Source organism: Streptomyces sp. NBC_00631 (assembly GCF_045206895.1).
In the GTDB taxonomy this organism is placed as follows: domain Bacteria; phylum Actinomycetota; class Actinomycetes; order Streptomycetales; family Streptomycetaceae; genus Streptomyces.
This window is the reverse complement of record NZ_CP107734.1, coordinates 8,194,873-8,207,700: the sequence shown is the minus strand read 5'-3', so window position 1 is coordinate 8,207,700 and position 12,828 is coordinate 8,194,873. Positions and strand designations below refer to the sequence as shown.

General features: G+C 75.3%; 11 protein-coding genes. 2 read left to right on the top strand and 9 right to left on the bottom strand.

Annotated elements, in window-relative coordinates:
* Positions 1-178: 178 nt before the first annotated feature.
* The 4 genes from OHB00_RS37670 to OHB00_RS37655 all read right to left on the bottom strand — a co-directional run bounded on the left by OHB00_RS37670 (position 179) and on the right by OHB00_RS37655 (position 2,997).
* Positions 179-934 carry a hypothetical protein gene (locus tag OHB00_RS37670; RefSeq protein ID WP_406441642.1) on the bottom strand — a complete coding sequence of 252 codons (756 nt, stop codon included), beginning with the start codon at positions 932-934 and terminating at the stop codon, positions 179-181.
* A gap of 84 nt (positions 935-1,018) precedes the next feature.
* Positions 1,019-1,744 (bottom strand): alpha/beta fold hydrolase, encoded by a 726-nt coding sequence (locus tag OHB00_RS37665; RefSeq protein WP_406441640.1) that lies wholly within the window; start codon positions 1,742-1,744, stop codon positions 1,019-1,021.
* Positions 1,741-2,010 (bottom strand): hypothetical protein, encoded by a 270-nt coding sequence (locus OHB00_RS37660; protein WP_406441639.1) that lies wholly within the window; start codon positions 2,008-2,010, stop codon positions 1,741-1,743. Before OHB00_RS37660 ends, OHB00_RS37665 begins: the two co-directional genes overlap by 4 nt.
* Positions 2,011-2,025: 15 nt before the next feature.
* Positions 2,026-2,997: an alpha/beta hydrolase gene (locus OHB00_RS37655; protein WP_406441637.1), complete on the bottom strand. Its 972-nt coding sequence runs from the start codon at positions 2,995-2,997 to the stop codon at positions 2,026-2,028.
* A gap of 316 nt (positions 2,998-3,313) precedes the next feature.
* Here OHB00_RS37655 and OHB00_RS37650 point away from each other — a divergent pair, with 316 nt between their 5' ends.
* Both OHB00_RS37650 and OHB00_RS37645 read left to right on the top strand, forming a co-directional pair.
* Positions 3,314-4,480, top strand: a complete 1,167-nt coding sequence (locus OHB00_RS37650) for an MFS transporter (RefSeq protein WP_406446161.1) — start codon at positions 3,314-3,316, stop codon at positions 4,478-4,480.
* Between the two features lie 132 nt (positions 4,481-4,612).
* Entirely contained in the window at positions 4,613-5,482 is an 870-nt protein-coding gene (locus OHB00_RS37645) for a LysR family transcriptional regulator (protein WP_406441635.1), read from the top strand.
* Between the two features lie 24 nt (positions 5,483-5,506).
* Here OHB00_RS37645 and OHB00_RS37640 read toward each other — a convergent pair whose 3' ends face one another.
* The 5 genes from OHB00_RS37640 to OHB00_RS37620 all read right to left on the bottom strand — a co-directional run bounded on the left by OHB00_RS37640 (position 5,507) and on the right by OHB00_RS37620 (position 12,497).
* Complete coding sequence (locus OHB00_RS37640; RefSeq protein ID WP_406441633.1) at positions 5,507-5,971, bottom strand: DUF5709 domain-containing protein; 465 nt, start codon at positions 5,969-5,971, stop codon at positions 5,507-5,509.
* 559 nt (positions 5,972-6,530) lie between these two features.
* Entirely contained in the window at positions 6,531-7,487 is a 957-nt protein-coding gene (locus OHB00_RS37635; protein ID WP_406441631.1) for a helix-turn-helix domain-containing protein, read from the bottom strand.
* The gene (locus OHB00_RS37630; RefSeq protein WP_406441629.1) at positions 7,481-8,509 is read right to left on the bottom strand and encodes a helix-turn-helix domain-containing protein; all 1,029 of its coding nucleotides are present in this window, start codon (positions 8,507-8,509) and stop codon (positions 7,481-7,483) included. The genes OHB00_RS37635 and OHB00_RS37630 overlap by 7 nt, the downstream gene beginning before the upstream one ends.
* Before the next feature lie 75 nt (positions 8,510-8,584).
* Entirely contained in the window at positions 8,585-9,508 is a 924-nt protein-coding gene (locus OHB00_RS37625) for an alpha/beta hydrolase (RefSeq protein WP_406441628.1), read from the bottom strand.
* 115 nt (positions 9,509-9,623) lie between these two features.
* Complete coding sequence (locus OHB00_RS37620) at positions 9,624-12,497, bottom strand: AAA family ATPase (RefSeq protein WP_406441626.1); 2,874 nt, start codon at positions 12,495-12,497, stop codon at positions 9,624-9,626.
* Between the last annotated feature and the right edge of the window lie 331 nt (positions 12,498-12,828).

Genomic DNA, 12,828 nt, shown 5'->3' with positions numbered 1-12,828 from the left:
TCACAGGTGGTGTGGGGTGGTTCACAGAGCCGTTCGGCCCCGCCCCCTTACGGGGCGCTGTACAGCCGCGGGCGGTCGTGCCGCTGGGGCGGCACGGGTGGGCGCTGGGGGTCCCCCTCTGGGGGAGGCACCCTGCCAGCGCCGGTGAGCGTCCCCCACCCCCCGGTCCCAGCCCCGCTCAGCCCCTCGCCCACGGCCCGTCCGGCACCGCCGTCCGTACCCTCTCCCCCGTCACGTCCACCACGATCGTCCGGTCGTCGTCCAGGTCCTCCCTGACCCGGCGCAGCCGCCCCGCCCCGTCGATCCAGTACCGCAACGGCACGTCACCGGCGGAGACGACGTCGTAGCGCCGGCCGTCGATCCGGTCCGTGCCCAGATGGCGTCGGCCCGACCGGGCGATCCGGCGGGCGTCGTCCGGGCGGTCGGCGGCCAGGGACAGCGTCAGCCGCAGCGCCGTGTCCAGCGAGGCGGGCCCGTACCGGCGGCGGATCCACGCCGTCGGCCTCAGCCGCGCGGCGTCCCGTACCGCCTCCGCCGTCGACGCCGGTCTCGCCAGCGGGCCCGCGCTGCCGTCGGCCTTGGGGCGGGCGACCGCCAGCCCGGCACCGTCCCACGCCAGCAGCCCCCGCTCCGCCGCGTCCCCGGTGTCGAACCAGCCCACCGCCCGGTGCCGGCGCTCGTCCACCACCGCACGGACCACCGCCGTACCGCCGGGCAGCGGCGCCCGTACCGTCACCTCGGCCGGGCTGTCCTGGTACACGCGGAGCGGGGCGAGGGCCATCCGCCGGGCCTCGTCGGCCGAGAGGGGGCGGGGTCCGTCGCCACCGGCGAGGAGGAACGGCAGTGCCGCGCACGCACCGGTGACGGCGGCGAGGGCCGCCCAGGTCCAGGGGGATCGCAGCCGTGCTCGTAGGCGCGCCGGTGTCATCCGCATGGCACGTACCTACACGCGGACGGGCCGCGCCCGGTCGACACCGGTGCGCGGCCCGCTCGGCGTCACCCGTGCGGGGTGCGCCGTTTACTCCGTACCGATGCTGCGGACGGCCTCGCGGATCAGGTCCGCGACCTTCTTCGGGTGGGCGAGCATGACCAGGTGGGACGAGTCGACCTCGACCGTGGTCATGCCGGCGCGCTCGTAGCCGTAGCGCTCGACGTCGGGGTTGATGGTGTGGTCCGAGGACGCCACCAGGCCCCAGGACGGCTTGGTCTTCCAGGCCGCGACCGGGGCCGCCTCGGCGAAGGCCGCGCCGGCCAGCGGACGCTGGGAGACGGCGAGCACCTGGGCGAGGCCGGGATCCACGTCGGCGGCGAAGATCGCGGGGAACCTGTCGATCCCGACGGTCACGTCGGTGCCGGGCTCGTCGGAGCCCTCGACCGGGAACGGCGTGTACACCAGGGCCGAGGCCAGCTCGGAGTCGGGGAACCTGCCCTGCAGCTCGCCGAGGCTCTCGCCCTCCTCCAGGGCGTAGCCGGCCAGGTAGACCAGGGCCCGCACGTTGTCCTCGGCACCCGCGACGGTGATGACGGCACCGCCGTAGGAGTGGCCCACCAGGACGACGGGGCCGGGGACGGCGCGGACCACCGAGGCGATGTAGGCGGCGTCGCCGGTGAGACTGCGGTTGGGTACGGCAGGGGCGAGCACGTTCAGGCCGTCGGCCAGCAGTTCGGGGATGACCCGGGCGAAGCTGGACGCGTCGGCGAAGGCGCCGTGCACGAGGACGACGGTGGGTGTGGGGTCGGTCATGGAAGTTCCTTGTCTGCTGTCCGGGTCGGTGCCGGCCGGCGCGGGTCGACGCCGATGTCGGTGCCGACGTCGTGGGCGGCTTCCGCGTGGCCCGGGGCGGGGTGCGCGATGTCGGCCCCCAGGTCGAAGGCCGCCGTCCGGACGGCCTCCGCCGGCTCGGTCTCCTCGCGCCCGGCCCGCGCCCGGAGCTGGTGCCGGGTGAACCGGTCCGTGAGGCGCCTCAGGCCCGGGTGGCCGTCGGGCTCGGGCGGGTCATCGGTGGTCACGCCGGCCTCCCCGGTTCAGGCGGTGTGCAGGGCGGTGTGCAGGGTGTGTACGGCCAGGGTGATCGCGGCTTCGGCGGCGTGGGTCTCGCGCAGGGCGTTGAGCATCACGAAGTCGTGGATGATGCCCTGGAAGCGGACCGCGGTGACGGGCACACCGGCCTCGCGGAGCTTGTTGGCGTACGCCTCGCCCTCGTCGCGCAGGACGTCGGCCTCGGCGACGACGACCAGGGCCGGGGGCAGGTCCTTGAGCTGCTCGGTGGTGGCGCGCAGCGGGGACGCGGTGATCTGGGCGCGCTCGGCCTCGTCGGTCGTGTACTGGTCCCAGAACCAGAACATGCCGTCGCGGCGCAGGAAGTAGCCCTCGGCGAACTGGTGGTACGACGCCGTGTCGAAGCTCGCGTCGGTCACCGGGTAGAACAGCACCTGCTGGAGCAGCGGGAGGCCGCCGCGCTCCTTGGCCATCAGGGTCAGCGCGATCGTCATGTTGCCGCCGACCGAGTCACCGGCCACCGCGATCCGGGCGGGGTCCAGGTCCTTGGTGGCGCCCTGCTCCACGACCCACTTCGCGACGGTCCAGTTCTGCTCGATGGCGACGGGGTAGCGGACCTCGGGCGAGAGGTCGTACTCGGGGAAGACGACGGCGGCGTTCGCGCCGACGGCGAGTTCGCGGACCAGGCGGTCGTGGGTGTGGGCGTTGCCGAACACCCAGCCGGCGCCGTGGATGTAGATGATCACGGGCAGGGTGCCGGTGGCGCCCGCGGGCTTGACGATGCGGGCCCGGACGGTGCCGGTGGGACCGCCGGAGACCGTGATCCACTCCTCGTCGACGGCCGGCTTGGCGATCTCGCCCGACTGCACCTCGTCGACGGCCTTGCGGCCCTCCGCGGGGGCGAGGTCGAAGAGGTAGGGCGGGTTGGCGGTGGCCTCGACGAAGGCCTGCGCGGCGGGTTCGAGCACCGGCGTGACGGGCGTGACGGCTTCGGACATGCGAGTCTCCTGGATCGGCGTGGGGCACACCGGTCGTTCCGGCGCCACCGCGGTTCACCGTAGGAGCACTGTGCGCCGTGCAGTTGCCCCTGAGTGCACTGCCGGTCTCCCCGCAGCGCACGCGGGCCCCGGGTCATCTCTGATCGAGATGACTGACATCCCGGATCATCGTCCGCGAGAGGGAAGCATGGAGGACGGCCGAGCGCTGGGGGGTGGTGAGAGCAACGCCTCCTGTGAGGAAGGTCCCGTGTCCCAGTCGTCGTCCGAAGAAGTCCGTTCCCCGCGCCGGGAGGCAGCCGCCGAGGCCGCCCACGGGGTGCCGGGCCCGCTGATCGCGCTGTTCGCCGTCGCCTCCGGCATGACGGTCGCGAACCTGTACTACGCGCAGCCGCTGCTGTCCGAACTGCGCGGTGTCTTCCACATCGGCGAGGGCACCGCGGGTCTGCTGATCACCCTCACCCAGGTCGGCTATGTGATCGGCATGGTCTTCCTGGTCCCGCTCGGCGACCGGCTGGAGAAGCGGAGCCTGATCACCGCGCTGCTGACGGTCACCACGCTCGCCCTGGTGGCGGCCGGTCTCGCGACCGGATTCCCGATGCTGCTGGTTGCCTCGCTGGTGAGCGGTGCCACCTCGGTGGTGGCGCAGATCCTCGTCCCGTTCGCCGCGAGCCTGGCGCCCGACCACGCCCGGGGCCGGGTCGTGGGCCGGGTGATGAGCGGCCTGCTCACCGGCATCCTGCTCTCCCGCACCCTCAGCAGCCTGGTCGCCGGCATGGCCGGCTGGCGGATCGTCTACCTCGGCTCGGCCGTCCTGATGCTCCTGCTGGGCGTGGCGCTGCGGCTGGCCCTGCCCCGGCACGCGCCGACCACCTCCGTGCCGTACCACCACGTGCTGCGCTCCACGGCGGCGCTGGTGCGCACGCACCCCGCGCTGGTCCGCCGGGGCCTGTACCAGGCGGCGATGTTCGGTGCCTTCAGCGCCTTCTGGACCACCGTCTCCTACGTCCTGACCGGGCCGCACTTCCACTACTCCGCCGTCGGTGTCGGGGTCTTCGCGCTGGTCGGCGCGGCCGGTGCGGCCGTCGCCCCGTTCGCCGGGCACTGGGCCGACCGCGGGCTGGCCCGGCCGATGACCGGTGCCGCGTTCGGCGTCGCCTCGCTGGCCTTCGCGGCAGCGGGCTTCGGCCGGCACAGTGTCGTCCTGATCGGGCTCGCGGCCGTCGCCCTCGACATGGCCGTGCAGACCAGCCTGATCCTCGGCCAGCACACCGTCTACCAACTCGACCCCCTCGCCCGGGCCCGGCTCAACAGCGCCTTCATCGCGATCTTCTTCGTCGGCGGCGCCCTCGGTTCGCAACTCGGGTCCCTCGCCTACCGGTTGGGCGGCTGGAGCGCGGTCAGCCTGTTCGGGGCCGCCCTGCCGGTACTGGCCCTGCTGTACTGGCTGACCGAGCGCCGAGAGCACGTGGCGCGCTCGGCATAGGGCGGTCGCGCTCGGCACAGGGCGGTGGGGGCCGCTCGCCGGTCGGTCCGGGACAACCGGGCGGCGCCTGCCTAGGATGCGGCCCAGACCGCCGCCCGGCAGAGGCGGGCGCTGCGCCACCGGGAGCGGATGATGGACCTGCGGCAGATGGAAGTCGTCGTCGCCGTGGCGGACACGGGCGGGTTCACGGCGGCGGCGCGGCGGCTGCACGTGGTCCAGTCCGCTGTCTCCGGCACGGTCCGCGCGCTGGAACGCGAGCTCGGCACGGCCCTGTTCACCCGGACCACGCACCGGGTCGGCCTCACCCCGGCGGGTGAGGCGTTCGTCCCGGCGGCCCGGCAGGCCCTGCGCGCCGCCGAGCTGGCCCGCGAAGCGGTCCACGCGGCGCAGGGGGAGCTGTGCGGCCGGGTGACGGTCGGCACGATGCAGGGGGTCTGGGCGGACCTGCACCTCGCGCTGGGCGCGCTGCGGGCCGAACACCCGCGGGTGGTCGTCCAGTTGCGGCAGGCGGCGGTCGCCGACATCCGGCAGGCGCTGCGCGAGGGCACGGTGGACCTGGCGGTGGTGGCGCTGGACCGGCAGCAGCAGCGCGGGCTGGTGAGCAGGCTGCTGTCCCGGGAGGAGATGGTCCTGGTCGCCTCACCCCGCCGGAGTCTCACCACGAGCGGCCCCGAAGGCACCGTCGACCTGGCCGACATCGCCGAGCTGCCGCAGGTGGAGTTCACGCCGGGCTGGGCCATCCGGGAGGCGGCCGACCGCTCGTTCCGGGCGGCCGGCGTCGAACGCGCCACGACCTTCGAGGTCAACGACATCGTGGCCGCGTCCGAACTGGTCCGGGGCGACCTAGGGGTCTGCATCATGCCACCGACCATCGCCGGCCGTTTCCCGGACCTGGCGACCTACCGGATCGCCCGGCACGCGCCGACCTGGAAGGTGATGGTGGTACGGCCGCCGGGAGAGCCCCCGGCGGCCGTCGCGGCGCTGCTGCGCCATCTCGCCTGAACCGCCCGGCCGACGGGCCGGCCGTCAGAAGTTCCCGGACTCCGGGATCACGTGCATCGCGGCCTCCTCGGCCGACGCCCCGGCGCCGTCCAGGCCCCGGTCGGAGGCGAACAGGTCCGAGTCGGTGACCTCGTGCGCACCCTCGTCCGGTGCGAGGAGCCGTCCGGCGCGGACGTCGCCGACCTCGTCGTCGAGGAGTTCGCCGTCCGTGTCCCAGACGTCGCCGAGGTCGTCACCCTCCGGGACGGCGAGGTCGGGCACCTCCTCGGCGAGGCGCTCGTCCAGGGTCTCCCCGCGTCGCCCCTCCGCCGCCGTCACGCCGGTGTGCTCCACGGCCCAGGGCCGCTCCGGCGGCGAGTACCCCTCGTCCAGGGCCTCCTCGCCGGCCCGGTAGTCCAGGGTGTCCGAGGCGTCCAGCAGGCCCGCGTCGTCCTGCACCTCGGAACCGTCCGGCTGGTAGACCTCGTCACCCATCGCCTCGTCGGTCATGTGCGCTCCATCGTCACTCGGTCATCGTTCGATCCGGTCGTCAAGCGGAAGGGTAGAGGCGGTGGTCGCGGCGGCGCGGCGCGACCACGAAAACGCCGGTGGCCCGTGTGCGAAGGCCGGACGGTGGTCGGGTGCCAGGGGCCGGCCGGCGCATGCCGACCTGACGCGGTCCGGCCACGCCACCGCCGGGTAACCGGACCGTCGCGGACACCCGCCGCCCCGCCTTGCACGAAGGCGGCCCCCAGGTCCTCGACCGCGTGACCGGCGTCCTCGCCCCTTTCCGCTCGCCCCTCTTCGCTTGCCTCTTTCCGCTTGCCCCTCTTCGCTTGCCTCTTTCCGCTTGCCCCTCTTCGCTCGCCCCTTTCCACTCGCCCCTCTTCGCTCGCCCCTTCCCACTCGCCCCTTCCCACTCCCCCCTTTCCACTCGCTTCTTTCCACTCGCCTCTTTCCACTCGCCTCTTTCCGCCGAAGGCCGGTGCTCGGGACGGTAGGCGGGGGAAGCAGGGGGGATCGTTCACGGTGTGCACCTTGGCTCGCCCGTCGGCGACAGGCGGCGGTGTCAGCCGCCCTGGTCCGTGCCCGCCGCCCGCCGCCACTGCGCCGGCGACATGCCGTACGTCTCGCGGAAGGCCCGGCTGAAGTGGGAGGGGCTGGTGAAGCCCCAGCGGGCGGCCACCGCGGCGATGGACCGGTGGGCGGCGCCGGGCAGGGCCAGCTCCTCGTGGGCCGCCTCCAGCCGGCGGGCGCGGATCCAGGCGCCCACGGTGGTGCCCTGGCACTGGAAGAGCCGGTGCAGATAGCGCAGCGAGATGGCGTGCTGGCCGGCGATGTCCCGCGGGGCCAGTCCGGGTTCGCCGAGCCGGGCCCGGACGGACGCGGTGATCCGCTCCCACAGGGCCGACTCGGCCTGCCCGCCGGTCCGGTCCAGAGCCAGCGTGGCGAGGATGTCCACGACGGTCCGGGCGAGCTGTTCGCGGCGGCTCGGCTCGGGCCGGGACACCTCGTCGGCGAGTCCGTCGAGCAGGGGGAGCAGCAGGCCCGCCGCGCCCCCGTCGGCGCCGTCCACCGCGGTGGCGGTGAGGGCGTGCAGCTGCCGTTCCTCCAGGCGCAGCAGGGCGCGGGGCACCATGAAGACCCGGGTCCGCTGCCGCTCGGGGAGCACGATCCGGAACGGGCGCCGGGCATCGCAGAAGGCCAGCCGGCCGGGGCGCAGCTCGGCGGTGCGGCCGTCCTGGAGGAGCAGGGCGGTGCCGGTCAACTGGCGGCGGACCAGGATGTGGGTGCGTGGGTCGGCGGCGGCCGCGCGGGCGCCGCGCAGGATCGTGCCGGGGCCGAAGTCCTCGGTGGCGATCTGCAGGGCGCCGAGCCGTTCGGCGACCAGTTCGCCGGTCCAGGGACGGTCGTGCGCCACGGTGACCTCGACGTCCACGAAGGTCCGCGAGAGGGCGCGCTGCCAGGCGCCGAGGCGGTCGCCGGGTGCCAGGTCCCGGGCGGCGCAGGACACCACGGTCAGCATGGCGGTCCGTCCGCCCGGACCCGGTCCAGCCAGTCCGTCGGGGACAGCCCGAAGGAGCTGCGGAAGGCCTTGCCGAACCCGGCCGCGCCGGTGAACCCCCAGCGGCGGGCGACCTCGCCCAGGCTGACCGGGCCCGGGGGGCGTGCGGCCAGTTCCCGGCGGCACTCGCCGAGGCGCAGGTCGCGGATCCACCGGCAGACGGTGGTGCCCTCGCCTTCGAACAGCCGGTGCAGACAGCGCACCGATATGCCGTGCGCCCGGGCGATGACGGACGGGGTCAGTCCGGGGTCCGACAGGTGCCAGCGGATGTAGGTCCTGACGCGCGTCAGCAGCACGCCGTCGGCGCCCGGCAGCTCGGCCGGGTCCGCGCCCAGTTGATCCGCCGCCGTGGCCGCCACCAGGTCGATGACGCTCTCGGACAGCCGCTCGGCCATCGGTGTGGTGTACGACGCGGAGGTGTCCGCCAGCCTTTCCAGCAGCGGCCCGAGCAGCGCGGGGAGCCCGTCGCCCGGGTGGACCGCGCGGCCGGTGAGCTGCCGTACGTCGGCCTCCGAGAGCATCAGCAGCGGGCGCGGTATGGCGAAGATCTTCATCCGGAAGCGGTCCGGGAAGGTGGTGCGGAAGGGGCGGCGGGTCTCGAAGAACCCGATGTCGCCGGGGAGCAGCTCGGTGGCGCGGCCGTCCTGTTCGACCCGGGCCCGGCCGGTGCCCTGGACGGCCACGAAGACCTCGCGGCCGTCGCCGCGGGCGATGAACCGCGGCCCCCGGTGGACCCGGCCGGGGTCGGCCTCCACCGTGGTGATCCGCAGGTCCCCGAGGCGGTCGGTGCGCAGGGTGGCGTCGTAGGCAGGGCCCTCGGCGGCGATCTCCATCCCCACCAGGGTGTCGAACACGGCGTCGTGCCAGTACTCCAGGCTCTCGTCGGGCGGGACCGAGCGCGTGGTCAGCACCCTGGTCCGCTCGCTCGCCGCGCCCGCCGGACGCCGGGTTCTCTCCTCGTAGGAGCCGATCGCGGTTGGCATGCCCTCAGCTTCACCGGTCGACGGGTGCCGGCGCATCAGTCGGCCGACTGGTCCTCGGTCCCGTTCCCGGGCCGGTCACCGCAGCCGGGCCCGGAGAAAGGCGCACCCGGTCAGCACGGCCGCCCGGGTGGGCGGGCTGTCGGCGAGGGCGTGCAGCGCCACGAAGTCGTGGATGGTCCCGAGGAACCGCAGGGCCAGCGCCTCGACCCCGGCCTCGGACAGTCGCCGCGCGTACTGCTCGCCCTCGTCCCGGGCCACGTCGGCCTCGGCGGTGACGACCAGGGCCGGCGGCAGCCCGGCCAGCTCCGCCATTCGCGCCCGCAGCGGTGCCGCGGTGGGCTCGTTCCGGCGGGCCGGGTCGGCGGCGTACCGCTCCCAGTAGGCGCGCAGCGCCCGGCGGGTGAGCAGGTAGCCGGTGGCGAACCGGTGTTGCGAGGGGCTGTCGCAGCGGGCGTCGGTGAGCGGGTAGTAGAGGAGCTGTGCGCGGATCCGCGGACCGTTCCGCGCCTTGGCCAGCATGGTCACGGCGGCCGCCAGCGTGGCACCGGCGCAGTCGCCGCCGACCGCCAGCCGGCCGGGGTCCAGCGCGAGCGCGCCGGCCTGGGAGACCGCCCAGTCCAGCAGGGCGTAGCACTCCTCCAGCGCCATCGGGTAGCGGGCCTCGGGGGCGCGGCTGTACTCGGGGACGACGGCGCACACCCCGGCGCCGGTGACGAGTTCGCTGATGAGCCGGGCGTGGGTCTGCGCGTCGCCGAACGCCCACCGGCCGCCGTGCAGGTACAGCAGGGCCGGGAGCGGCCCCGGCACCCCGGCCGGGCGTACGGTCCAGAAGCCGAGCAGCCGCGCGGGGCCGACCGGTGCCACCTGGAAGACCGCGTCCACGTCGAAGTCCTCGAACCGGTCGGCCTGGGTCTCCCGCAGCGCCTGCCGTGCCGCGTCCGGGCCGAGGTCGTCGAGGGCAGGGGGCACGCCGGCGGCGCTGACCAGGCGCTGTACCACGGGGTCGAGGACGACGGCGGTACCCGGGCGCGGTCCCGGACCTGGGCGCGGTCCCGGTCCCGGACCCGGTCCTCCGGGTGTCATGGGCGCTGCCCCGACCGGCCCTCGGGCGCCCTCACCGGCCCTGCACCAGGTCACGGAGCTGATGGCGGCTGCTGACGCCGAGCTTGGGATACACGTTGTACAGGTGCGAGCCGACGGTGCGCGGCGAGAGGAAGAGCCGCTCGCCGATCTCGCGGTTCGACAGGCCGCGCGCGGCCAGCTGGACGATCTGCCGTTGCTGCGCCGTGAGTTGCTCCAGCGGTACGGCGCCCACGGGGGCGGGTGCGGCGCCGCTGGCGCGCAGCTCGCTGCCGGCGGCGGCCGCGAGGGCGCCGGCGCCGAGGCGTTCGGCGGTCTCCAGGACCGTGGTCAGCTGCTGGCGCGCCTCCAGGGTGCGGCGGCAACGGCGCAGCCAGATGGCGTAGTTGAGGCGTACGTGGGCGCACTCCCACGGCCAGCGGTTCGCCCCGTGGTTGACGAGCGCGAGCTGGAAGTGCCGCTCGGCCTGGCCGTCCGGGCCGACCAGGGCGGTGGCGTGGTGCAGGAGCAGCGTCATCCTGGTGCTCGGGCGGTCCCCCTGTTCCGCCAGGACCCGTTCCACGACGGGCAGGGCCTCGGCCGACCTCCCGGTGCGCTGGGCGGTGACGGCGAGTTCGGCGACGGCGCGTGCGGACAGGACGGGGTGCAGGGGCGCGCCGTCGGCGGTGAACAGGTCGCGCAGCCGCCGCCAGGCGTCCTCCATGTCCCCACGGGTGAAGGAGGCGAGGCCGCGGGCGCTCAGCAGCCGGGCGTGGGTGGCCCGGTTCTCGTCCAGGCAGACGGCCCGCCAGACGTCGGGGGTGAACCAGGGCTCCGGCGGCAGGGTGCCGCGCAGCGCGCGTACGGTCAGGGCCTGCGTCTCCAGATCGGCCCGCAGCCGTGGCAGGCGCAGCACCGTGGCCTCCGTGAGGGCGTCCTCGATCACGCTCCCGGCCTCGGCGAACCGCCCGGTGGCCAGGAGGGTGTCCACGAGCGGCAGCACCGACCAGCCGCGCAGCCCGAAGGCGCGGGCGCCGCGCAGCCGCTCGTCGGCCGTCCGCGACTGCCCCAGGTCCACGTCCGCCTCGTCCGCCTGGCGGGCGACCGCGGCGAATACGGCGCGGGCGACGCGGGCGGTCGACGCGTCGGGGGCGCTGTGCGTCCGGCCGGGGCCGGGCGAGGCGCCGGTGGCCGTGGCGGACCGCGGCCGGGCACCCGCCGTGACCTCGGCGACCGCCGTGACCTCGGTGGCCGCAGCGACCCCGGCGGCCGCCATGACCTCGGTGGCCGCAGCGACCGCCGTGACCTCGGTGGCCGGGGTGAACAGTGCGGCCAGGGCCCGCCGGGTGTGGGGGGTGTCCAGGCGGGCCAGTGGTCCGGCCGTTGCGGGCCGCCACCGCCCGGACGCGTCGGCCCGCCGGGCCCGGTCGAGCAGCGCGGGCAGTGCCGCCGTGTGCTCCGGCAGCCCGGACTGGGCGGCGATGTCCGCCGCCAGGACGGCGAGGGCGCGCGCGAGGGTCCGGTCGACGACGGGAAAGTGCTCCGAGGCGTCGGCGAGCAGTTCGAAGGCCTCGCGCTGGGCGGACTCGTGGGAGAGGACGGAGGCCAGGGCACCGGCCGCGGCACAGCCGAACTCCGGCTCGGCGGACTCCCGGACGAGCCGTTCGTACAGCTCACGGACCCAGCCGGGGTCGCCCGCGGCGTGGGCCGCCGTCAGGGCCTCGGCCAGCCGGCGGGCGCGTTCCGGCGACCGTGGGCTGAGCCGGGCCGCCTGCTCCAGGGCGCGTGCGGCCGCCACCGCGTCCCCGCGCCGCCAGGCGGAGGCCTCCAGGGCGGCGGCGATGAACGCGTCGGCGCCCACGGTGGCGGCGGCCAGGTGCCGGGCGCCGACCTCGGGCAGCACGGCGACCCTGGCGAGTTCCCGGTGCGCCTGCTGACGTTCGCCCGCCGGGCGCGTGAGGTAGGCGGCCGAGCGGGCCAGGGGATGCCGGAAGGCGAACCGGTCCTCGGCCAGCGCGATCAGCCCGGCGGCCTCCGCGGGCGCCCACACCGACAGGTCGCCGGTGCCGAGGGCGGCCATCACGGCGGCCACGGGCTCACCGGGTCCGGCGGCCGCCGCGTACAGCAGGGCCCGGCGGGTGTCGGCGGGAAGCGCGTCGACCCGTACGCCGAAGACGTGCGCGTGCCGTACCGCCCTGGCGGGGCCCGGCGCTCCGCGGCCCAGTTCCACGAGGGCCAGCGGGTTGCCCTCGGCCTCGGCGAGGATCTCCAGCCGGTGCCGGCCGGCGGGCACCGCCGGCTGCCGGTCGAGGAGGGCGGCGGCCGAGGTGGCGCTCAGCGGACCGAGGCGCAGGGTCTCGGTGCCGGGCGGCGGGGTGGGCAGGGCCGTCTCGTGACGTGCGGCGAGCAGCACGGTCAGGGCGCGGCCGGTCAGCTGCCGGACCGCGGCGAACAGCGTCTCGGGGAAGGCAGGGCCGCACAGGTCGGCGTCGTCCACGCAGACCAGCACCGGCCGGGACGCGGCGAGCCGTTCCAGCAGCGCCGTCACTCCCGCGTGCAGGTCGGCCTCGTCCGCCGGGTCGTCCGCTCGCGGTACGGCCGTCAGCGCCCGTTGCTGCGCGGCGGGCAGGGCGGCCAGCTCGTCCCGTACCGGCGGTGTCAGCATTTGGTGCAGACAGGCGTGCGCATGCCGTGGGTCCTCGGCCCAGCCCTGCGCGGCCAGCACCAGCACCCCGTCGGCGGCGGCCTGTTCCCGGACGTGCCTGAGCAGTGTCGTACGCCCGGTCCCCTCGTCACCGAGGAGCAGCAGGGTCTGGGCGGCGCCGGTCTCGCGCGCCACGCACCGCAGAATCCGCGCGATCTCGCCGTCCCGGCCCAGAACGGTCGCCTCGTCGCCGATCGTGGACTGCTGGGGTGGGTGGACCGACATGCACATACTCCCCGGGCGGTGCGCGTTTTCCCTGTTCAGAGCCATCATCGCGAAGACCGGGCAGGCCCGCTTCTGTCACATGACCAGTCACCGGCGCCACCGGCCCGGCCGGTCCCCAGGGCTGCCACCTCACCGGCACGCGCACTTTGCCGGCACGCGCACGATCCCGCCCTTTCGACCCACCACGGCTCCGGCCCCTACGACCGGTCCGTGGCTCCGGTCCCGTCGACCGGCCCGCAGTTCCCGTGCCGTTGGCCCGGCCACGGCTCCCGCCCCCTCGGGCGACCCGCGACTCCCGCCCCCTCGACGGGCGCTGGCAGGATTGTCGTAT